Raw genomic sequence first — 22,496 nt, 5'->3', positions numbered from 1 at the left:
CCTAAAATTCAAATTGATAAAGTAAGTCAAACACCTGGTTTGTACTAGAAATGGATTGAAAATAAAGTTGTGGCATTAAGCGGTAACGTAAGGTTACTTCTGCCAAGCCATCAAATAAACCTACACCATATTTTATTTGTAAGCGGTTGGTGAGATTTCCACTGACGGTCACTTTGGATTTATCACCCACACCCGATGTGCCAAGATTTAAATCTTGGATACCAAAAGCCTCGCCGATACTTCCCACTAATTTACCGCTCTTTGAAAGCCCTAGGCCAAGTAATGCAGCCCCCACGGATCCACTAGATCCAGCCTCACCACTATTTTCTAATGAACGACCTGTTAATAAATAGGAAAGTGCTTGATCTTGTGGTTTGCTTGGTTCGCTAAAGATGGTGACATCAGGTCTATCAGCTGTACCTATTACTCTAACACCAGCAGTAATTTTGCTGTCTTCCATTGCTTCTGGATTGCGAATCGCTTCAATGTTTAACATCGGTTGTGACGGTTGGCCTGAAAAGTTAATTTGTCCTTTTCGAATTAATAAATCTTGTCCAAAAGATGCATAGCGACCTTTGGTTAAATTAATTTGCCCGAATAAACCTAAATTGCCTTTATCTTGTTTCACAGAAAGTAAACCGTCAAGATTGGTTTTCAAGCCATAGGCATCAAGGCTAACGTCTTTACCAATATTGATACGTAAATCAGAGCGAATATCCATGCCTGATTTTGTTTTTGCCGCAAATTCACGTCTAATCAGTTCTTCTTTGCTCTTATGAGGGCCATTTAAAATAACTTCATCTTCGCTCACTGGCTCAGCAGTGTCTGGTAAGCTATCAATTCTAATTCGAGCCCAAGGAATATCCACCGTTCCGCTTAAATTCAATTCTTTAGGATTCGCTTTTACTGTGATATTTGGACTGAAACGTAGTTTCGCCATAGAAGGAATATCCACGTTGAAATTATTTGCCTGAGCGTTTAATTCTGTTGTCCAATGTTCAATATTCGCCCAGTTTGCTCGGCCAGTTAAATTTAAACGACTATCGCTAGTTTCAATTTTTCCCTGTAAGGTGGAATTATTACCGTGGAAATGTACGGCAATATCGCCATCAGTAATATTGACTGGCATAGATTTTAATTTGGTACGAATATTACGAATATTGAAGTCGCCATTTAATAATGGTTTCTCTAAATTCCCGCCGAAACTCAACTTCGAGACTACCTCACCATTCACTGATTCACCGCTAGTAAGTAGCTGATTTGCGATCGACAAGTTTAATCGTTCTATCGCAAGAGTTCCGCCAAGTTGACGATTTTTAGCCAGGTCATTTAAATGAATATCGCCAACAATTCTGCCTTGGTTATGCACATTAATGTCTGTTTTTAAAACCAAATTGTTATTTTGAATGTCGGCGTTAAGGGTTAATTTTGGAATATCCAATTTAAACGTACGGTAATCCAATTTTTGAGAGAAAGCTAAGTGATTGCCATCTACTTTTGCGCTAAATTGGAATGGTTTATCCGTAAACCAAGCAACATTACCTTGTGCCTGCAAGTTTCCTTTGAGGCTATCTTGTTCAATAAGTTTATTCACTAAATCCAAATTAACACGTTTAAATTGGAAAGGAATATTCCCTTGCTTGCCCACATTGAAAGATTGTGGAAAACATAACTCTACATCTGTATTTTGCCAACAATGTGCGGCAATATTGGCTTGTGTTTGTTTGTGATCGTAAGACACCGCAATAGCTTGGTTGGATTTTACATCGCCAATAGGTGTATCGAATTTTACTTGGGAAAGTGTGCCTTTCCACATCTCCAAAGTGCGGTCAAAATGACCGTTAATTTGTAAATTTGCAGCAACAGGCTCACCTTGGGATTTAAGCGTTAACAGATGATTTTGTTCATCGCCAGATAAGGCGAGATCAAGTAAACGGAGTTTAACACTTTCACCATAATGAAGTTGCTCAGCCTTAATATTGAATTGCCCTTTAGCTAAAGGATCGCTTTTGATATTCCCTTTCGCGCTCGCTTTAGATAATTGGAAACCTTGCAAGTGTAAATTAGACGAGGTTAAATCAAGATCAAGGTTTGGAGTGGTAAACTGACCAGAAATAGCCGCATGCCCTTTCACATTGCCACTTAAATCAGACCATAAACCACGCAAATTCGGTGCATCGACATCTAATACAAAATCAGAATGGTCATCTAATACCCCTCTTGCGTTAAGATGATTTTCACCATATCTCACCTGCAAATCAGGTACTGTTAGAAGTACATTTTGATTAAGTGTTGCGGAGCCTTTTAAACTGATGGGGTTTGAAGACAGTGTTCCATTTAAATCGGCTACTGGCACTTCAACTTGCCAGCCTTGAGAGCCGGCAAAACCACGCGAATACAATTTACCAGATAGTGTTGCAGGCATAACAGGTACATAAAAACCGATATTCATTTTTTCTAAATCGGCTTGTACATCCCAGTTTGCACCCTCTTTCCAGCTTACAGCCCCCGCAAATTCACTTTTACCGTCTAACGAAGTTATCCCCAATTTATTGACAGTTACTTCATAAAGTTTGCCATCGGCATTAAGGTCCACTTTAGATGCGGGAATATAATCCATTCCATCTACGCCACCCTTAAGTTCAGCATGGTAATTCAGTAAATCCCCCGTGAGCTTAAGAGTCACATCATTAATTTTAAGTGGCGCCATTGTGTTTACAAAAGCGTATTGTCCTTTTACCACATTTAATGTGAGGTTTAAGGGCATTTTGTCTTGTGCTAATTGCACTTCGCCATTCAGTTCAGCATCTAATACGCCTTTTGTTTTTAAAGAAAGTGCGGTGGATTTTTTCAATGATCCCGAAAGTGTAAGATCGACATCGCTCGCTGGCAGAATTTCTTTTCCATCGGATTTCAACGGCTCCAAATGGGATTCTAAAGTTAAATCTAGTGGCATATCGCCATCAAGTTGTAATTTACCTTGCGAATAAAGATTACCCAACGAGCTTTCTACCGCTAATTTTTGTAATTGAAGTTGGTTATCGACGGTATCCGCCTGTGCAATCAGGCTTGGGATTTCAATAGATTGAAGTGTTTCACCTCTTTCATTCACCGCTTGATAACGCCAGTTTTTGCCTTTAATCGCGGGAATGTGTAAATCAAAAGGAAGAATTATTTCTGATACATTGCCTAAAAAAGCAGGCGTTAAAGATTGCTCAACCGCATCCCAATCTACTGGCTTATTCGGCTGCTTGGCTTGCGGCTCTGATTTAACTTCAGGCAATTTTTTTGAAATAACTGAAATATCGTTAATTTCAGTCGGCGCAAGAGTTAAGCCTTTTTCATTATTTAAACTTACCGCACTTTTAAAATGACTGAGAGTAAGATGAGTCTGATCAACATTTACGGATAAATCTTGCACTACCAAATTTTCTGCATTGATATCAATTGGCAAGGAAATGCGTTTCATCGGGCCAGACTTTGAATCATCAGACGTAGATGGAGGCAGTAATGCTGTATTAATCGCAATCGTCGGTTTATTTAGGGTGAAATCGCGTAAACAAACCTCACGTGAAAGCAAACAACCGAAATCAAGCTGTAAACGTGCTTGTGCTATATGAGTATCAATCCCTGCGGTTTGATAACGAACATTACTCAGCACTAAGCCATTTTGTAATCCGCCTTCAATTTGCTCAACGGAAAAACTATCGAGCATTTTATCGGCAAGTTGAATTAAACCTCTTTGCCCCGCATCGAAAGAAAGTGCACCGACAACACCTAAAACGGGCACCAAAATGACCGCACTTCCGATACAAACAGCCTTGCGTACCCAGTGTTTTTTATTAGGTTGCTCAGGTGATTTTGGTGAAGTTTCTGATGGTTGTAGTTGTTCTGTCATAAATTCACCTTAAATTTCTGTACCAAGTCCGATGTAAAATTGAATATTTTTGCTGTTATCTTTATCACGAATCGGGGTGGCAATATCAAATTTTATTGCGCCTACTGGTGATGCCCAACGGACACCAACGCCTGCGCCATAACGCAATTCTTTAGTGGTGTAATCATTGGCTGCTAATCCGCTATCTGCGAAGGTCGCTGCCCACCAATTCGGATAAACTTGATATTGATATTCTAAAGAACCTGCAAGTAATCGCGAGCCACCAACCAATTTTCCGTTTTTATTTTTAGGCGCAATTTTTTTATAGCCGTAACCACGCACACTGCGATCGCCACCAGCAAAGAAACGAAGTGCGGGTGGAATTTTTTCAATATCTTTTGTATGTAAATACCCAACTTCTGCACGAGCAACAATACGGTGATTTTCTGCATAAGTACGAATCCATGCGCTAGAGGCTTGCACTTTTACGAAAGACGCTTCCGATAACCAAACTTTGTTACCCACATCAAAAGTGATTTTTTGTACGTCGCCCCAAGTTGCAAAAGAACCGCCACGTAATCGGGTGCGAGTAAATCCGACTGTTGGATAAAGGAGGAATGTTTTATCGGTTATATCGGCTTGTGTAAAACTGTCGTATCGCGCACGAAGTCCGCCAAAATATTGCCAGCCATGCGCGTTGTTCCAATAACGTAACGCGGACAACGTAAGCGCTCTTGTATTGGTATCATTCTCTTTTTCACCTTCCCAACCGACAGAGTAATCATAGTAATAATTTAATGGATTTTTAAGTAAAGGCATTCGATAAGTTGCCTCTAGAGTTTGTTTTGGTGCAGAGAGATAAAGATTGGTGCGGAAACTATGTCCACGGCTATTAATCCACGGCTTTGTCCAACCAATTTGAGTGTGCACGCCACCATCAGTTGCAAAGCCCACACCTAGTTCCATCGCATTTTTTTTACGTGGATAAAGAATAATCTCCACATCCACAGTTTTGCTTTTATGATTAACATTAGGCTGAACTAATACTGAGCTAAACCAATTTGAAGATGAAAAATTGCTGGTTAAATCCGATAAGTTATTCATTAAATACGGATCACCAGGTTTGATGTTAAGAATATTATTTAAGTAATCATCACGAATTTGTGAATGGCTAAAAGTAATATTGCCATAATGATAACGAACACCGCTATCAAATAACATTCGCCACCATGCTTGATGGGTTTCAGGGCTGATTTCTAAACGTGAAATTTTAAATTCCCCATCAAAATATCCACGATTTAATGCTAAACGTGAGATCGCTGTTTTGTAATCATCGTAACTTTGGTGTTCAACCAAAACGCCTTCTTTCGGCAAGTTTTTACGTAACGCATCAAAATTTTCATCTTGTGCGGCTTCCCCTTCAATTTGCACATCAGTACCCGCAATTTTTGTTGGCTCGCCAGGTGTAACATGAGCAATTAATAAATCGCGTTTGCCTTGACGCTGTTTTCGTTCAAAACGCACGGAAGATTCATAATAACCAAACACACGCAAACCACGATCCACAGCTTGAGTGACTAAATGTTGATAGCGTTCGGAGCCATCCATTTCTTCTTTGTTAATCAGATGAACATTGAGATCCGTATTACGAACAGCACGGAAACCACGGATGCCTTGAACTTCAATATCAACGGTTTGTTCAGCAAATGCGGAAAAGCAACTTAATGCTAAAAAAAGTGCGGTGAGTTTTAGCGATTTTTTCTTCATTTTAAGGGGCTAAAATTTTTTAAGTAAATTGCGCTATAGTCTACCGAGAAGTTCGTTAGGATCCAATATTTTCAGCGCATTTTGTCGGTTTTTTCATAAAAAAATACCGCACTTCATTGCTAAAGTGCGGTAATGTTTTCGGCTGTTTTTAATTAATGACCGCCGCAGCCACAGCTGCCGTGACCATGTCCGTGCCCGTGACCACCGCCACAACATCCGCTGTGCTCGTGATCATGGTCGTGATGGTGGTGATGACCGCCACAGCCACAACCGTGACCTTCTTCGTCATCATCGTGGTGGTGGCTATGCGCACCATGAACGTGGCCGTGTGCAATTTCTTCTAACGTTGCTTCACGAGTTGCGACAACTTCAACGGTAAAGTGTAATTCTTGACCAGCTAACATGTGATTTCCATCAACTACAACTTCATCGCCATCGATTTCAGTAATCACCACTGGAACAGGACCAATGTCAGTATCCGCTAAGAAACGCATGCCGACTTCAAGTTCATCAACACCTTGGAATACATCTTTTGGTACACGTTGAACCATATTTTCGCTGTACGCACCGTAACCTTCTTCAGGTTGTACACGTACTTCAAATTTGTCGCCTACTTCTTTGCCTTCAAGCGCTTTTTCAAGACCGATCACTAAATTATTGTGGCCCTGTAAATATTCTAGTGGTTGATTCGCTGGAGCTTCATCTACCAATACGCCATCTTGTGTGCGAACTTGGTAAGCAATGCTCACCACTACATTTTTTGCTACTTTCATTATGTTTTCCTTATAAAAAAATCGGTTAAAAAAAGTCGTACCATTGTAGCGAAAATTATTCCGCGCGCAATGCAATTCGCGCACTAATGCGTGCTTTTATTTTCTCTTTACCATTTTCCAGATAAGCATCGCCAGAAGAATCCGCCGCACTCATATCGGCAGATTTTGCCATCGCCATCATATAAGGTCGTAGGCTAATGGTTTGTTCATTCACGGAAGATACATCTAAATCTAAAATTTGATAGCCTTTCATATTCAATGAATTTTGAATTAATGTGGCTTTGTTTTTAAATTTATCCAATGCGGCTTGAGTTAATTCATTTTCTAAACTCATTAATTTTTCTGATGAAATAAGTGCATTCGTACTTTCCACCGCCATAATGCCATCAAGCTCGCTGATCACTTTGGAGATGGCTTGGAAATCTTTGCTTTCTAATACAAGTTCTACACGGTCAATCCAGCCAGATTGCTTGCCTTGATTGTTATAACGCACACTGGTATGACGAAAATGATCTTTAATTTCTACCGCACTTTCGTTTTTCGCGATAGAAAGCGCTTTGCTTAATTTCTCATTAATCGTTTTATTTAAGGTTGAAAGTGAAGTGCCTTCCGCTTGATAAAAAAGCGTAACCTGTAACAAATCTCGTGAAACTTCTTTTTCGACTTCAGCATTGAAAGAAACAATATTATTTTGCACTGCACTTTGAGGATTATCCGCCAAGGCAGGCACAGCAAAAGGCAACACCAATAACGCTAAAGAAAGAGATTTTAATTTCATATTGAAACTCCTAAAAAAATAACCGCACTTATCAAGTGCGGTTAAAAAGAATGATTAATGCACACGAGGCTCTTCGACATCTTCATCATCAAAAAATTCCCCATCATCGCCGTATTCATCGTCATCGGCATTCGGATCTTCAAAATAGGTGCCCCAACCATCATAAATGCCTTTATGTTTTTCTAATAACGGAAGGATTTCTTTTTGTTGCGCATCAATAATTTCCGCTTTTAATTCTACTTCACTGATAATGTCAAAACAGAAAATTGGTTTGCCATCATCATCTTCAAATTCTTCTGCTTCGGAAACTTCATAACCGGCTTTAAATGCATCTACCGCGATTTTTTCTAACAAATCAAAATCGTGATGAGCAATGTGATGCTCAATAATATAAAGCGCGTCCGGGTCACTACCATCGTTAAGTAAATCAGTGATAATTTCACGGGTTTCTGCTTGTAATTCAGCCAATTTTGACATAATAAAATCCTTCAACAAGAACAAAATTGCGGTTATTTTAGTGGATAAATCACCAAAAGTCGCATAAAATTTCGCGCAATTATTTTCTATAAAAAAAACCTTAACCATGCTCGAACAACTCCCTTATTTGGCATTAAAAACACCGCCAAAAACCACCGCACTTTTAAAGGCTGAATGTGCGGATTTTATTGTAAAAGAGCATTTAGGCTATGAAATGTCAGGCCAAGGGGAATTTGTTGCGTTGTATGTACGCAAAACAGATTGCAACACCTTATTTGTTGGCGAAAAATTAGCTAAATTTGCTGGTGTTTCTGAACGCAATATGGGATATGCTGGGTTGAAAGATCGTCGAGCAGTGACAGAACAATGGTTTTGTTTACAAATGCCTGGAATGGAAACGCCCGATTTCAGTCAATTTGAATTAGATGGCGTAGAGATTTTAACGGTTACTCGACATAATCGAAAAATTCGCACGGGTAGCCTTGAGGGAAATTATTTCGATATTTTATTACGCGGAGCAGAAGAATCTGATGGGCTTAAAGCGCGGTTAGATTTTGTGGCAAATTTTGGTTTCCCCAATTATTTTACGGAACAACGTTTTGGTCGGGATGGTCATAACCTCACGCAAGCATTGCGTTGGGCGCAAGGGGAAATCAAGGTAAAAGATCGCAAAAAACGCAGTTTTTATCTTTCCGCTGCGCGCAGTGAAATTTTTAATCTAGTTGTGGCTGCACGTATCGAAAAGGGCGCAACAAATCAAGTTTTGCCAAACGATATTGTGCAATTAGCCGGTTCGCACAGTTGGTTCAAAGCGGATGAAAAAGAAGACTTAAATGCCTTGCAAGTGCGGTTAGAAAATCAAGATATTTTACTCACCGCCCCTTTAATTGGCGAAGATGTGTTGGCCGCAAGCGATATTGAAAATGAAATCGTAAATCAACATTCAGTTTTCGATCCTTTAATGAAACAAGAAAGAATGAAGGCAGCACGTCGCCCATTATTGATGAAAGCAAAAGCCTTTTCTTGGGCATTTGAGCCAGAAGGCTTACGTTTGAAATTTTATTTGCCTGCGGGCAGTTATGCCACGGCATTGGTTCGTGAGTTAGTAAATTATACAGAAGCATAAGGAAATACAATGCGAATTTTAGTCAGTAATGATGACGGTTTTCACGCGGAAGGCATTCAAGTTTTAGCAACAGAATTAAGAAAAATTGCAGAAGTCATTGTTGTTGCACCCGATCGTAATCGAAGTGCAGCATCAAGCTCGCTCACATTAGTGGAGCCACTACGCCCACGCCATTTAGACAATGGCGATTATTGTGTGAATGGTACACCAGCAGATTGTGTACATTTAGCGTTAAATGGATTTTTATCTGGCCAAGTGGATTTAGTGGTATCAGGCATTAATGCGGGTTGTAATATGGGCGATGATACGATTTATTCTGGCACATTAGCAGCAGCCCTTGAAGGTCGCCATTTAGGGTTACCTGCTATTGCGGTTTCCTTAGATGGTCGTCAACATTATGAAACAGCAGCGCGAGTCGTGTGTGATCTCATTCCAAAATTACATCATCAATTATTAAATCCTCGTGAAATTATTAATATTAATGTGCCAGATTTACCTTTTGAAGAATTAAAGGGTTACAAGGTATGTCGTTTGGGTTACCGTGCTTCGTCTGCAGAAGTCATTAAACAAAGGGATCCTCGTGATGAAACCATTTATTGGATTGGCCCTTCAGCATTACCTGAGGATGAAAGCGAAGGAACAGATTTCCATGCAGTGAAAAATGGTTATGTGTCTATCACGCCAATTCAGGCAGATCTTACTGCACATCATTCACTTTCGGCTTTACAAGATTGGTTAGAGCAGGAATAATGGCGCGTTTTATTAAATAGAGAAGAAATATGAAAATTTTCGGTACGATGTACGATAAAACTATGCAATGGTCAACGCACCGCTTTGCGACTTTCTGGCTCTCTTTTGTTAGTTTTATCGAGGCGATATTTTTTCCTATTCCACCTGATGTGATGTTGATCCCAATGTCTATGTCAAAGCCCAAAAGTGCGGTGAAATTTGCATTTTATACGGCAATTGCTTCTGTCATCGGTGGAGTTATTGGTTATGCAATTGGTTATTATGCAACGGATTGGGTAGAAAACATTGTGCAACAATGGGGATATGGTGCGCATTGGGCAAAAGCCATAAATTGGTTTGAGCAATGGGGCGTATTAGTTGTGTTTGTGGCAGGTTTTAGCCCAATTCCTTACAAGGTTTTCACACTCTGCTCTGGCGTAATGCAAATGGCGTTTTTCCCTTTTGTTATCACCGCATTTGTTTCACGTTTAGCGCGCTTCTTGCTAGTGGCAAAATTAGCCGCATGGGGCGGTGAAAAATTCGCAGCAAAATTGCGGAAATCTATTGAAATTATTGGTTGGTCAGTGGTGGCACTGGCTGTTATTGCTTACTTTATATTGAAAAACTAGGATAAAAAATGAATAAATTAGGTCTTATTTTAATGACTGGATTCGTATTAGTTGGATGTGCATCAGAACAAGTAAAAGATCCAGATGCGTTGCCAAACGGCATCATGCAACCAGTAGAAGGCACTGGCGCTGTTGCTGGCGGTAGCTTTATGCCAGAAATTCAAAAAAATACAATGCCAGCGCAAACGAAATAATAAAGGAACAATAAGGAATTACTATGAAAAAATCATTTCTCTTACTCCCTTTGAGTCTTGTTGTATTATCGGCTTGTACCTCTAATTCTCCCGCTCCAATCAGCAATGCTGATGGCAATCTTTCCCCTGGCATCATGCAACCCGTAAATGGAGAAAGTGCGGGTGGTTCTTGGCAACCTGAAATTCAAAAAAACACAGTACCAGCGATGGGCAGTGTACCAACAGGCGTGCAAACTCCACAGCCAAATTTCCAACCAACCTATCAACAGCCTGCCATGCCAGCAGCGCCAGCTCAACCGGCATTCAAACCTGCGCAGCCAGCTTTTCAGCCTGCGCCAAAACCAGTAGCGCCAACACCAGCTCCCGCGCCAGCTGTGCAAACAAAAACCATCACTAAAACAGTTTCTGATTGCGTAGGTTCGCAACATATTAATGTTCCGCGCAACCCAAATACCAATGCACCAGATTATAGCCAAATTGAAAAAGGCTCTTACAAAGGCAATACCTATAAAGTAAACAAAGGCGATACCATGTTCTTAATCGCTTACTTGGCGGGGATTGATGTAAAAGAATTAGCAGCATTGAACAACATGACAGAGCCTTATAGTTTGAGCCTAGGTCAAACTTTAAAAATCTCTAATTGTGGCACAAAAACAGTGACAACAACGGTTCCTGTAAAACAACCTGCAGTAGCAACGACAACAACTACGGCGGCTGCACCGACAGCACCTGCAGAACCAGCCGTCACCTATACGCCAGGTGCAAATGGTACGCAAATGGGCTCTGATGGCACAATCATTGGACCAATTAAATCTGGTGCAGGTGTAGCGAATGGCGCACCAGCAATGGTACCGGTTGCAACAACACCTGTTGCCCCTGCGACAACACCATCAGTACCAACAACACCATCAGTACCAACAACACCAGTAGATAACACCAATAGCACACCGATTAATGCCAATGTTGTTGCACCAATCGCATCGAATGTGGCATGGCAGTGGCCGACTTCAGGTAATATCATTCAAGGTTTCTCCAATACTGATGGCGGAAATAAAGGGATTGATATTAGTGGTTCTCGTGGACAGGCTGTTAAAGCGGCTGCATCAGGTCGCGTCGTGTATGCTGGCAATGCTTTACGTGGTTACGGTAATTTAATCATCATCAAACATAATGATGATTTCTTAAGTGCTTATGCGCATAACGACAAAATTCTTGTAACCGATCAACAAGAAGTCAAAGCTGGTCAAGAAATCGCAAAAATGGGTAGCTCCGGTACAAATACCGTGAAACTCCACTTTGAAATTCGCTATAAAGGTAAATCAGTGGATCCTGTACGTTACCTTCCAAGACGTTAATTTTCCTCTAAAAAGAGCGGTGAAAAATCTCAACAAATTTTCACCGCTCTTTTTTATCTAGCTTTTTCCCCTTTCGGCACCTAAAATAGCCGCCACAAAACCTATCTTTATTCAGTTTCAAAGCAGGTAATTAGATGATTTCCGAAGAAAATTTCCAACAACATACGCCAATGATGCAACAATATCTAAAACTCAAAGCAGAGAATCCAGATATTTTGTTGTTTTATCGCATGGGGGATTTTTACGAGTTGTTTTATGACGATGCGAAAAAAGCGGCGGCATTGTTGGATATTTCTTTGACGAAACGAGGTCAATCTGCAGGGCAACCAATTCCAATGGCAGGGGTGCCTTATCATGCGGTGGAAGGTTATTTAGCAAAATTGGTTCAGTTGGGTGAGCCTGTGGCGATTTGTGAACAGATTGGCGATCCTGCTACAAGCAAAGGGCCTGTGGAGCGCCAAATTGTGCGAATTGTCACACCAGGTACGGTAAGTGATGAAGCACTTTTGCCTGAGCGCCAAGACAATCTGATTGCTGCGGTATATCAAGAAAAAGAAAAATTTGGATTAGCCACTTTAGATATGACCTCTGGCCGTTTTCAGCTTTGTGAACCTGCAGATAAAGAAACATTGCGTGCTGAATTGCAACGTATTGCCCCCGTAGAATTGCTGTATTGTGAAGAATTTAATGAAATGGCTGCGATTGAACATTTCAAGGGATTACGCCGTCGCCCGATTTGGGAGTTTGAACTCAGCACCGCCATTACGTTACTGAATCGCCAATTTGGCACAAAAGATTTACGCGCCTTTGGTGTGGAAAAATCCCCTCTAGGCTTAAGTGCAGCAGGTTGTTTATTGCAATATGCAAAAGAAACGCAACGTACTGCATTACCCCATATTCAAAGCATTAGCTTAATTCAAAACCAAGACTGCATTCAGTTAGATGCAGCCACTCGCAGAAATCTTGAATTGACACAAAATCTTGCGGGTGGCACAGAAAATACGCTAGCGTCTGTATTGGATAAATGCGTTACGCCAATGGGCAGCCGCTTATTGAAACGTTGGATTCATCAGCCTATTCGTGATGTGGAAAAATTAAAACAACGCCAACAAGCGATTGCAGAAATTCTGAATTTTGATTTGGTCGATGAACTTCAGCCTTATTTGCAATTAGTTGGCGATATGGAGCGTATTTTAGCGCGTGTGGCGCTACGTTCAGCGCGTCCACGCGATCTCACCCGCTTGCGCACGGCATTAGAACAAATTCCTGCATTACGCTCGATTGTGCAACAAAAAACACCGCCATTTTTAACCGCACTTTTCAGCCAAATTGCCGATTTCAGCGAGCAATGCGATTTATTGCAACGTGCATTGATTGAAATGCCTCCGCTTTTAATTCGGGATGGTGGCGTAATTGCTGAAGGTTACCATGCCGAGTTGGACGAATGGCGTATGCTGTCTGATGGTGCAACGCAATATTTGGAAAACCTAGAAAAACATGAGCGTGAAAGCACGGGCATTGACACCTTAAAAATCGGTTTTAATGCAGTGCATGGTTATTACATTCAAATTAGTCAAGGCCAAGCGCATAAAGCGCCGATTCATTATGTTCGCCGCCAAACCCTGAAAAATGCAGAGCGTTACATTATTCCTGAACTCAAAGAATATGAAGACAAAGTGCTGAAATCAAAAGGTGCAGCGTTAGCATTAGAAAAGCAACTTTACGATGAATTATTTGATTTATTATTACCGCACTTAGGTTCATTACAACTGGCGAGCCTTGCACTTTCTGAATTGGATGTATTGGTCAATCTTGCCGAGCGCGCAGACACCCTCAATTACGTGATGCCAACATTCTGTGATGAAGTGAGCGTAAAAATTGAAAATGGTCGCCATCCTGTCGTGGAACAAGTATTGAAAGATCCTTTCATCGCCAACCCAGTGGAGTTAAATCACAACCGTCATTTGTTAGTTATCACTGGGCCAAATATGGGTGGTAAAAGTACTTATATGCGCCAAACCGCATTAATTACATTGCTGGCGTATATCGGCAGCTTTGTGCCGGCAGACAGCGCGCGAATTGGGCCGATTGATCGTATTTTTACTCGAATTGGTGCGTCTGATGATTTAGCTTCAGGGCGTTCAACCTTTATGGTGGAAATGACTGAAATGGCAAATATTCTTCATCAAGCGACTGCGCAAAGTCTTGTGCTTATTGATGAAATTGGACGTGGAACATCCACTTATGATGGCTTATCCTTAGCTTGGGCTTGTGCAGAATGGTTAGCCAAAAAAATCCGCTCGCTTACATTATTTGCCACCCATTATTTTGAATTAACCGCGTTACCAGAACAGCTAGAAGGCATCGCCAACATTCATTTAGATGCCCTTGAGCATAACAACACCATCGCCTTTATGCACGCTGTACAAGATGGTGCAGCAAGTAAAAGTTATGGTTTGGCAGTTGCAGCTTTGGCTGGCGTGCCACAATCTGTTATTAAACTGGCAAAACAGAAATTGACACAATTAGAAAAAACATCATGCCATTCAGCTGATCAACAAATTCAGGCATTGCGTGAAGCCAATCACACTCAAGGTGAATTATTGTTTGAACAAGAAACGGATGCACTAAGAGAGGCAATCGAAAGACTGGATCCCGATGATTTAAGCCCTAAACAAGCCTTGGCGTATTTGTATCAGTTAAAGAAAATGGTGGGGTAACATCTTACAAAAGTGCGGTGAAATTTCACCGCATTTTTACTTTTTACGTTTCGCTCTTGGATGAGCCTGATCGTACACTTCCGCCAGATGTTGAAAATTTAAGTGAGTATAAATTTGTGTGGTGGAAAGGTTGCTATGCCCAAGCAATTCTTGCACGGCGCGTAAATCAGAACTGGCTTCCAACATATGCGTCGCAAAAGAATGGCGCAATTTATGTGGATTAAGATGGCTGTTTAAACCTTGACGAATGCCCCAAGTTTCCAAACGTTTTTGAATGGCTCGATGAGAAATGCGATTTCCAAGCTGGCTAACAAATAACGCCTCATCTTTTGGGTTAAATAATGCCCGCACTTTTAACCATTCTTGAATGGCATGCGACGCATAACGCCCAAACGGCACGACACGCTCTTTGTTGCCTTTCCCAATAACACGTACTTCCCGCACACGGGTATTAATGCTGTTTAAATCTAAGCCTTGTAATTCAGATAAACGTAAACCAGAACTATACATTAATTCCAAAATAGCACGATCACGAATATCAATCGGCTCTTTGCTATCGTTAGCAAGCAACTGTTGAACTTGTTCACCATCCATATTTTTCGGTAAATGTTTTCCTTGTTTCGGTGCGGAAATACCTGTGGCGGGATTCACTTTCAATTCGCCTTGTTGCACCAAAAAACTGAGAAATCGCCGTAGTGCCGATAAACGCAAAGCCAAGCTTTTTTCTTTTAAGCCTTGTTTTTTACTTTCCGCCAAAATAAAGCGCACTACGCTGGGTGTCACTTGTGCCCAAGCGTGAATATCTTGTTGCGCTAAGATTTTGATGATGGCATCAAGTTGATGTTGATAATTGGTGAGCGTGTGAGGGCTCATTTGGCGTTCAATCCGCAAATAATCCCAATAACGATTTAACGCTGTTAGCATTACAAACTCAATTCAAATAAACGTTCTTTCGGGTTTAATTTAAACCCTTCCGATTCCAACATTGAATATTGATTTTGCTCCAATTCCGCCACTAAACGATTGGATTGCGTGAAATGCACAAAATCTTTTGCTTTAGAAATCAACGCTGCATAAATTTCTGTTTGTTGCGTATGTTCCAACACAAAAATATCAGTGATTTGCCAATAGCGTTGTAATTGTAAAGAAGAAAGGCGAGGGAAAAGTTGCACAAAGCCGATAGCCTTTTCATTTTCATCCACCGCAATAAAAAACAGACTTTCATTAAAACGCATGCGATTAGTTAAAAAAGCCAAGGTGCGTTCTGGATTCTCTGCTTGTCCATAGGCTTGGCGATAGGCTTCAAAAAGAGGAAGAAGTACGTCAATATTCCATTGTTCAGCTTTGAAAAGTTTCATAATTGGTTATTTTTTATTGGTTCCATACAGGTAATTGTAGCTTTTTAGCACAAGATAATCATCTTTCTGTGAGAATTTTTTTAATTTTATGATCTTCTGCAAAGAATCGTGGCGAAATTTTGGTATAGTAAGCGAGTTAATTTTATCAACTATGGAGAAACAAAAATGGCACGTCGTCCTTTAGTTATGGGTAACTGGAAATTAAACGGTTCCAAAGCGTTCACCAAAGAATTAATCGAGGGATTAAAAGCAGAATTACATGATGTAACAGGTTGTGATGTGGCAATTGCCCCCCCTGTTATGTATTTAGGTACGGCTGAAGCGGCACTTTCTGGTTGTGGTTGCAGCTGTGGCGGTAAAAGTGTAATTCAATTAGGTGCACAAAACGTAGATATCAATGTGAAAGGTGCATTTACTGGTGATATTTCTAGCGAAATGTTAAAAGATTTCGGTGCAAAATACATCATTATTGGCCACTCTGAGCGTCGTACTTACCACAAAGAAAGCGACGAATTCATAGCGAAAAAATTTGGTGCATTAAAAGAAGCTGGTTTAGTACCAGTATTATGTATCGGTGAAACTGAAGCTGAAAACGAAACAGGCAAAACAGAAGAAGTGTGTGCGCGTCAAATTGATGCGGTGATCAACGCATTAGGTGTAGAAGCATTCAACGGTGCAGTGATCGCATACGAACCAATTTGGGCGATTGGTACTGGAAAATCTGCGACCCCAGCACAAGCGCAAGCTGTTCACGCATTTATCCGCGGTCACATCGCAGCAAAATCACAAGCCGTGGCAGACCAAGTGATTATTCAATACGGCGGTTCTGTAAATGATGCAAATGCCGCTGAATTATTTGCTCAGCCAGACATCGACGGTGCATTAGTGGGGGGCGCATCATTAAAAGCCCCAGCATTTGCTGTAATTGTAAAAGCAGCGGCAGCAGCGAAAAATTAATTTTTAGTTAATTAGAATAACAACAAAAGTGCGGTGAATTTTCACCGCACTTTGTTTATGAATTCAAGCAAACTGCATCGCCAATTACTGCCCATTAGTTTGATCGAGAATTTTCGTCACCACTTTCAAATACTCAATCGCCAAGCCCTGTTGAGCAACACTGGCGTTAAAAACTAAGTCTTCTGAAAGTACGCCGCAAGGTTGGTCTTTGGGTACTTCGCCATTTTCATAAGCCTCGAAATCCTCTCGCCAATCGCCCTCGAAGTAATAATGTTCTAGGCGTTTCATTTTGGGCAAAAACGCCTGCCATTTTTCCAAAAACTGTTCTGCCTCGGCAAGAAAGCCATTTGCTTCATCTAAAATACTTTCCATTTCGGCAAGTTGGGATAAACGTTCTTTTGATAGCATATTTTTCCTTATTAAATAGTGATCTGGTCGGAGCAGATTGTATCCCACTTTCATCATTGAGGTATTTTATCTATATTTCAGAAAAAATGGGGTTAAATAGATTAAAAATTTAATGTAAATCTTTGTAAAGTTTGGTAAAGATACTTTCTATTTAATTTGATAGTCTGTAAAATGCCGGCGACAATTTAAACAAGGTATAGATAATATTTAGTCATTTATCTATTATTTTTCACAAGTCGAGCAATGGACTGACATTTATCTATTCAATTTTAGGAGAAAAACTGAATGAACAACATTTTCAAAGTAATTTGGAATCATGCCACCCAAACTTGGACTGCTGTAGGTGAATTGGCATCAGCCAAAGGCAAATCAAAATCAGTAAAACTAGTAGCAATTTCTACCGCACTTTTTTCTACTGGAGTATATGCCGCCGTACATACGGCTGCGGACGATTTGGTCGCCATAGATAATGCGGCTGCAGCCCCCATTCCGGCTAATGAAAAACCGCAAGCACTCGGTAAAAATGCGATTGCCGCCGGAAGAAAGGCAAAAGCAGAAACCAATAACTCGGTAGCCATCGGTCCGAGCGCCGAAGTGTTGCAACAACCTGGAGTAACGCACAATTCAAATAGTATTGCCATCGGTGCGCAGGCGCGTATCGAGCCCAAAGTTAACGGCAATGCCGAATCAGACACTTTCCACAATTCGATTGCAATCGGTACGCGTGCACTTGCAACGGCAAGTCATGCCATTGTGATCGGCCGTGACGCAAGCGGTATGCGCAATCAAAATGCCGCAACTTATCAAAGTGGTGAAAATATCATTGCCATCGGTAACAGCGCCAGAGCAGACTGGGAAAAAAGCATTGCCATCGGCACAAATTCCAGCACCGTCTCCCCTGAAGGGATAGCGGTTGGTACCAATTCCATGGCATCCGGCGGCGAGGGCAAAGGCGGTGTCGCCATCGGCTCGATTGCTCATGCCAATCAGGTCGGCACAGTAGCCTTAGGCTCCGGTTCCAATGCAAGTAATAACAACAGCATGGCAATGGGTTTTCAAGCCAGCTCCGTCGGTCAAAATACAGTTACGGCAGGCCCTAATGCTTTCAGCAAGGGCAACAATGCCGTAACCATCGGTGATGGCGCAATGTCCGGCTGGAACAGTGCAAACCGTGCGGTTACAGTTGGTGCCAATGCACATACTGTAACGGATGACGGCCTGTCCGTCGGATATAATGCATTTGCCGGTAATTTCCGCTCTACTGCGATTGGTAAAAATGCCGTCAGCTATGGCGAGCAAGCATTGGCTTTGGGTTCTGCAGAAGCAGGTGGCGGCGTAAATAACTCAGCTGCTGGAACTACTACCTACCAAAAAAGCACGATGGCCATCGGCAACAATTCATCTGCTTTAGGCACAAACTCTATTGCCACAGGCAACAACAATATCGCATTCGGTACCGGAGCAACAGCCGGTGTCGCGCAAGCATCTGTCAGCGACATCAAAACAGCTTATACGAATTATCGTACGGCATACGAGACATACGCCAATTTGGACAAAACGGCTGAAAATGCAAAAGCCAATGCTGGCGCACTCAAAACTATCGTTGCCGACCTTTCGACCAATCTAAAAACATTCTATTATAACTATACAGATGCTGGCGCTTTATACAAACATTCCGCTGAGTTCAAAGCTGCCTTGCAAACGGCAAATCTCAGCTTTGAACAGCTGGGAGCACTGACGAATGAATTTGCAAAAGCCGCAGACACCTCAGATGCCAATATTGCAAAAGTCCTTGCCAAGAAAGCCGATATTGAGAAATTTGCTAATATCACTGATACTCAGGTTGGCGGGAAAAACGAAAAATTGGCCCATCTTGTTGCCTTGGCGAAAAAACTGAGCAACAAGATTACCGAGTTGGAAAAGGCAAATACTGAGTCTGCAGCAGCAGCCAAAGCATTCTCTGACGGTAAAGCCGCACACGATGCTGCTAAAACAGCGTTTGAAACAAGCTATGCCGGCAAGAATGCAACCAATGCCATCGCAATCGGTGCATCTTCTGAAACTGCATCTAACAGTTCTACCGCAATAGGCCACGAAGCCAAAGTACACGGTACCTCACCTAATGCAGTGGCAATCGGTAAAGGCGCAAGCGCAGGTCAATCAGGCTTCATTACCCGAGGAACCAAACGATACTTCACGACCGATGCACCCAATGCAACTGTCGTAGGTTCAAGCAGCCTGGCTGCTTTAGAAAACTCTACTGCCGTTGGTTACGACAACATGGTAAGAGCCAAAAATGCAGGGGCATTTGGTGCTAAAAATAGAGTGGGTCAAATGAAGTTAGATGCTTCAGGTGCCAATACCGCTTCTGCTACTCCTAACGGTGGCGAAGGTTCATTCGTTGTTGGTTATAACAACCGCGTATGGACAAACAACGTAATGGTGCTGGGTAATAACGTCAGCGTCAGAGGCGACACACCAGAAAAACGTGAAAATGCCGTAGTGTTGGGTAACAACAGCGACGGCGGCCCGACCGTGAAAAAAGTCAACTCCGCCAATGTAAACGGTATGGTGTACAGCGGTTTCAAAGGCAACCTGGGCGCAACCAAAACAGATGGCTCTGAAGCTGAAAAAGCAGATAATGAATTGCAAGGCCGTTTTGTTTCTATCGGTGCAGCGACTACAGATAAAGACGGCGCTACCGTTTACGGCGAACGCCAAATCAAACACGTTGCAGCGGGTGAGATTTCTTCTACCTCAACCGATGCAATTAACGGTTCGCAACTTTATGCAGTCGCTTCCGGCTTGCGTGATGCCTTCCCTGTGGTTTATACCGATGCAGACGGCAATAAAGTCGTGAAATACCCTGACGGCAAATACTACCCTGAAGGTACGACTTTTGATGCAAACGGCAAACCGTCCAAGCCAGCTGTAACCAATGTTATCGCCTCCATGAACAACCCTACTAACACCGCGGGCAAAGCTGGCGATAACGTAACCTTAACCAACGTGGCACCGGGTGCGAATACTTACGAATTCGATAAAGACGGCAACCCGTTAGTCAAAATCGGGGATAAATACTATGCTCAAGGCGATGTAGTAAACGGTACACCGAAAAAAGATGCTCAAGAAGCTACTCCGGCAACCGATGCCGAAAAAGACCCGTATGAAAAAGCTGCTACAGGCTTGGCTAATTTGGAAGGCTCCAAAGACAGCAATGCTCTGACCGTTGCCGATGCGAAGAAAATGGGTTGGGTGGTTTCTGCTAACGGTAACGATTATGCCGATAAAGTAACCAATGCAAACGAAGTTCGTTTTAATGGTAAGAACGGCATTAAAGTAACGGGTGAAACCGATGAGGCTACCGGCATCCGCAACATCAACATCGAGTTGGAAAAGAGCGATGTAGTTAAAGCGGGCGAATACAAAATCGGTGATAAGACTTACGTCAATTTCGACGGCAAGCTTTACGACAAAGACAGTATCGATCCGAAAACCAATGAGCCGAAAAAAGATGCGAAACCGTCCAACTACGTAGTACAAGACGGCAAAGTCATGGACAACACCGATGCGGCAAAACCGAAAGAAGTAGCAGGCGTGGATAACGGCAGCAACTTCGTTAACGGCAATACCGTTTACAAAGCAATCCAAGAATCCGGTTGGACTGTAGGTAAAGCGAAAGATGCTCTTTCAAACGACAAATTTGAAAATAAGGATGAAAAAGTCAATCCGAATGATGAAGTTCGTTTTGCCGACGGCAAAGGCATCACAGTAAAAACTGCGACTGTTGATAAAATCGATGCTAAAGGTGACAAACAAACCACAACCGTGGTGAAATTTGATACTGATTTGCCTATTAATTACGCAAACGTAAAAAATGCAGCGGGTGATAATTTAACGCAAGCAAATGATGGTAACTGGTATAAAAAGGCTGATGTTAATCCTGACGGAACAGTGAAACTCACCGATAACAAACCACCTAAAGCTGAAACACCTGTAAAAACTGGTGCAACTTTAGCTGATGGCAAGTCAGACGCTACTACCCCATACAAAAATGAGGATGTTTATACTTACACAACAGATCCTGTGACAGGTGAAGTAAAAGCTACACCAAAAGATTATGATGCAGCAAAACCTGAGAATAAAGATTCGATTGTGAAGGGTAAAGACGGCGTTCAATTAAACAATGTAGGCTGGGCTGAAAAACCTGATCAAGCTGTAAATAAAGATCAGTTAGATCAAACAGTGAATAAATCTGGTTTCTTCGTTAAAAATGAAGGTAATGATGTTGCAACGAAAGACTCTACTGGAAAAGTGGTTTCTCCTAAAGATAAAGTGACACCAAATGATGTTGTTAACTTTAAAGGGGATGGCATTGCGAAAGTAAATGTTGAAACCGTACGTGACGATAAAGGTATTGATACTACAACGATCACTGTTGGCGTAGATACAAGCAAATTAGATTTATCTAATGCTGCAGAGTATAAAGCAGAAGAAAATACAGGTATCACTGTTAATACAATAGCTCCTCAAAATGGCGGTAAAACGACTATTACTGTAGGGAATAAGTACTTCAAAACAAACGCTGATGGAGAAGAAGCGAAAGTTGAGGCTGATGCCCCTAAAGGCTCTGTTGCAATTGGATCTGGCGCAAAAGCGGGTAAAGCACATACTGGTAATTATAGTGTTGAGCCTTCAGTAAATGTTGCGGGTGCACCAACAGCAGCGACTCGAGTGGTATCTTTAGGTAGCAAAGGCAACGAAGCTCAAATTCAAAACGTTGCAGCGGGTGTTGTGTCTGAAACTTCAACGGATGCAGTAAATGGTAGTCAATTACATGCAACCAATACTCAGGTGAATAAAAATACCCAAGCAATTAATGCGATTAATAATGCTATTAATCATCAAGCGGGTGCTTTCAATCGTTTAGAGAGAAAAATCAATAAACAAGGTAAAGAAGCTCGTGCTGGTATCGCAGGTGCAAATGCAGCGGCAGCATTACCACAGGTTTACACACCGGGTAAATCAATGGTTGCCGCAGCAGCAGGTACCTTCAAAGGTCAAAATGCTTTAGCTGTAGGCTATTCTCGTGCAAGCGACAATGGCAAGGTGATCTTAAAACTTCAAGGTAACGCAAACACCAGTGGTGATGTGGGTGCCGGAGTTGGCGTAGGTTACCAATGGTAATAGCGTAATCGTCCATGATGGGATTTTCTCCCATCATGAATAAATCCCAAAAGTGCGGTGAAAATTCACCGCACTTTTTTTGTCTTCAACGCCAATTTACGAAAAATAAAAATATCATTTTTAAACAAAAAATTAAATTTTTTACAAAAAAAAATCAAAAA

At 41.7% G+C, this 22,496-nt stretch carries 16 protein-coding genes; 8 read left to right on the top strand and 8 right to left on the bottom strand.

Annotation, left to right across the window (positions count from 1 at the left end; translation table 11 throughout):
* Position 1: 1 nt before the first annotated feature.
* The 5 genes from tamB to rraB all read right to left on the bottom strand — a co-directional run bounded on the left by tamB (position 2) and on the right by rraB (position 7,672).
* On the bottom strand, positions 2 to 3,898 hold the full coding sequence (tamB, locus tag A8M50_RS08640) for an autotransporter assembly complex protein TamB (protein WP_005644168.1): 3,897 nt from the start codon (positions 3,896 to 3,898) through the stop codon (positions 2 to 4).
* 9 nt (positions 3,899 to 3,907) lie between these two features.
* Entirely contained in the window at positions 3,908 to 5,644 is a 1,737-nt protein-coding gene (gene tamA / locus A8M50_RS08635; protein WP_005644225.1) for an autotransporter assembly complex protein TamA, read from the bottom strand.
* A 152-nt stretch (positions 5,645 to 5,796) separates the two neighbouring features.
* Positions 5,797 to 6,417, bottom strand: a complete 621-nt coding sequence (slyD, locus tag A8M50_RS08630; protein ID WP_005644067.1) for a peptidylprolyl isomerase — start codon at positions 6,415 to 6,417, stop codon at positions 5,797 to 5,799.
* A 55-nt stretch (positions 6,418 to 6,472) separates the two neighbouring features.
* Positions 6,473 to 7,195, bottom strand: a complete 723-nt coding sequence (locus A8M50_RS08625; protein ID WP_005644211.1) for an SIMPL domain-containing protein — start codon at positions 7,193 to 7,195, stop codon at positions 6,473 to 6,475.
* A gap of 54 nt (positions 7,196 to 7,249) precedes the next feature.
* Positions 7,250 to 7,672 (bottom strand): ribonuclease E inhibitor RraB, encoded by a 423-nt coding sequence (gene rraB / locus A8M50_RS08620; protein ID WP_032826463.1) that lies wholly within the window; start codon positions 7,670 to 7,672, stop codon positions 7,250 to 7,252.
* Positions 7,673 to 7,778: 106 nt separating this feature from the next.
* On the opposite strand from rraB, the gene truD reads away from it, so the two are divergent.
* The 6 genes from truD to mutS all read left to right on the top strand — a co-directional run bounded on the left by truD (position 7,779) and on the right by mutS (position 14,425).
* Entirely contained in the window at positions 7,779 to 8,798 is a 1,020-nt protein-coding gene (gene truD / locus A8M50_RS08615) for a tRNA pseudouridine(13) synthase TruD (RefSeq protein WP_005644078.1), read from the top strand.
* A 9-nt stretch (positions 8,799 to 8,807) separates the two neighbouring features.
* Positions 8,808 to 9,548: a 5'/3'-nucleotidase SurE gene (surE, locus tag A8M50_RS08610; RefSeq protein ID WP_005644202.1), complete on the top strand. Its 741-nt coding sequence runs from the start codon at positions 8,808 to 8,810 to the stop codon at positions 9,546 to 9,548.
* 29 nt (positions 9,549 to 9,577) lie between these two features.
* Entirely contained in the window at positions 9,578 to 10,156 is a 579-nt protein-coding gene (locus A8M50_RS08605; protein ID WP_005629900.1) for a YqaA family protein, read from the top strand.
* An 8-nt stretch (positions 10,157 to 10,164) separates the two neighbouring features.
* Positions 10,165 to 10,350, top strand: a complete 186-nt coding sequence (locus tag A8M50_RS08600) for a hypothetical protein (RefSeq protein WP_005644134.1) — start codon at positions 10,165 to 10,167, stop codon at positions 10,348 to 10,350.
* A 23-nt stretch (positions 10,351 to 10,373) separates the two neighbouring features.
* The gene (nlpD, locus tag A8M50_RS08595; protein ID WP_005644075.1) at positions 10,374 to 11,705 is read left to right on the top strand and encodes a murein hydrolase activator NlpD; all 1,332 of its coding nucleotides are present in this window, start codon (positions 10,374 to 10,376) and stop codon (positions 11,703 to 11,705) included.
* A gap of 134 nt (positions 11,706 to 11,839) precedes the next feature.
* A complete protein-coding gene (mutS, locus tag A8M50_RS08590) occupies positions 11,840 to 14,425 on the top strand; it encodes a DNA mismatch repair protein MutS (RefSeq protein ID WP_005644220.1) in 2,586 nt (861 codons plus the stop codon).
* Positions 14,426 to 14,461: 36 nt separating this feature from the next.
* Here the strand turns inward: mutS and xerC are convergent, their stop codons facing one another.
* Both xerC and A8M50_RS08580 read right to left on the bottom strand, forming a co-directional pair.
* Complete coding sequence (xerC, locus tag A8M50_RS08585) at positions 14,462 to 15,349, bottom strand: tyrosine recombinase XerC (RefSeq protein ID WP_005644230.1); 888 nt, start codon at positions 15,347 to 15,349, stop codon at positions 14,462 to 14,464.
* On the bottom strand, positions 15,349 to 15,783 hold the full coding sequence (locus A8M50_RS08580) for a GNAT family N-acetyltransferase (RefSeq protein WP_005644054.1): 435 nt from the start codon (positions 15,781 to 15,783) through the stop codon (positions 15,349 to 15,351). The genes xerC and A8M50_RS08580 overlap by 1 nt, the downstream gene beginning before the upstream one ends.
* Before the next feature lie 165 nt (positions 15,784 to 15,948).
* On the opposite strand from A8M50_RS08580, the gene tpiA reads away from it, so the two are divergent.
* Complete coding sequence (tpiA, locus tag A8M50_RS08575; protein WP_005644213.1) at positions 15,949 to 16,740, top strand: triose-phosphate isomerase; 792 nt, start codon at positions 15,949 to 15,951, stop codon at positions 16,738 to 16,740.
* A gap of 84 nt (positions 16,741 to 16,824) precedes the next feature.
* Here tpiA and A8M50_RS08570 read toward each other — a convergent pair whose 3' ends face one another.
* Positions 16,825 to 17,148, bottom strand: a complete 324-nt coding sequence (locus A8M50_RS08570) for a DUF4298 domain-containing protein (protein WP_005644242.1) — start codon at positions 17,146 to 17,148, stop codon at positions 16,825 to 16,827.
* A gap of 285 nt (positions 17,149 to 17,433) precedes the next feature.
* Here A8M50_RS08570 and A8M50_RS08565 point away from each other — a divergent pair, with 285 nt between their 5' ends.
* Entirely contained in the window at positions 17,434 to 22,335 is a 4,902-nt protein-coding gene (locus tag A8M50_RS08565) for a YadA-like family protein (RefSeq protein ID WP_005644193.1), read from the top strand.
* Positions 22,336 to 22,496: the final 161 nt, after the last annotated feature.

It is taken from the genome of Haemophilus haemolyticus, assembly GCF_001679045.1.
Taxonomy (GTDB): Bacteria; Pseudomonadota; Gammaproteobacteria; order Enterobacterales; family Pasteurellaceae; genus Haemophilus; species Haemophilus haemolyticus.
Note: the sequence above shows the minus strand (reverse complement) of the source record. Positions and strands in the feature narration are given on the sequence as shown.

Bases quoted from the DNA above. Each gene is read 5' to 3' on its own strand.
- mutS (WP_005644220.1), top strand. From the start codon at position 11,840: ATGATTTCCGAAGAAAATTTCCAACAACATACGCCAATGATGCAACAA.
- slyD (WP_005644067.1), bottom strand. From the start codon at position 6,417: ATGAAAGTAGCAAAAAATGTAGTGGTGAGCATTGCTTACCAAGTTCGC.
- surE (WP_005644202.1), top strand. From the start codon at position 8,808: ATGCGAATTTTAGTCAGTAATGATGACGGTTTTCACGCGGAAGGCATT.
- A8M50_RS08600 (WP_005644134.1), top strand. From the start codon at position 10,165: ATGAATAAATTAGGTCTTATTTTAATGACTGGATTCGTATTAGTTGGA.
- tpiA (WP_005644213.1), top strand. From the start codon at position 15,949: ATGGCACGTCGTCCTTTAGTTATGGGTAACTGGAAATTAAACGGTTCC.
- truD (WP_005644078.1), top strand. From the start codon at position 7,779: ATGCTCGAACAACTCCCTTATTTGGCATTAAAAACACCGCCAAAAACC.
- xerC (WP_005644230.1), bottom strand. From the start codon at position 15,349: ATGCTAACAGCGTTAAATCGTTATTGGGATTATTTGCGGATTGAACGC.
- A8M50_RS08605 (WP_005629900.1), top strand. From the start codon at position 9,578: ATGAAAATTTTCGGTACGATGTACGATAAAACTATGCAATGGTCAACG.
- tamB (WP_005644168.1), bottom strand. From the start codon at position 3,898: ATGACAGAACAACTACAACCATCAGAAACTTCACCAAAATCACCTGAG.
- rraB (WP_032826463.1), bottom strand. From the start codon at position 7,672: ATGTCAAAATTGGCTGAATTACAAGCAGAAACCCGTGAAATTATCACT.
- A8M50_RS08570 (WP_005644242.1), bottom strand. From the start codon at position 17,148: ATGCTATCAAAAGAACGTTTATCCCAACTTGCCGAAATGGAAAGTATT.
- nlpD (WP_005644075.1), top strand. From the start codon at position 10,374: ATGAAAAAATCATTTCTCTTACTCCCTTTGAGTCTTGTTGTATTATCG.
- A8M50_RS08580 (WP_005644054.1), bottom strand. From the start codon at position 15,783: ATGAAACTTTTCAAAGCTGAACAATGGAATATTGACGTACTTCTTCCT.
- A8M50_RS08625 (WP_005644211.1), bottom strand. From the start codon at position 7,195: ATGAAATTAAAATCTCTTTCTTTAGCGTTATTGGTGTTGCCTTTTGCT.
- tamA (WP_005644225.1), bottom strand. From the start codon at position 5,644: ATGAAGAAAAAATCGCTAAAACTCACCGCACTTTTTTTAGCATTAAGT.
- A8M50_RS08565 (WP_005644193.1), top strand. From the start codon at position 17,434: ATGAACAACATTTTCAAAGTAATTTGGAATCATGCCACCCAAACTTGG.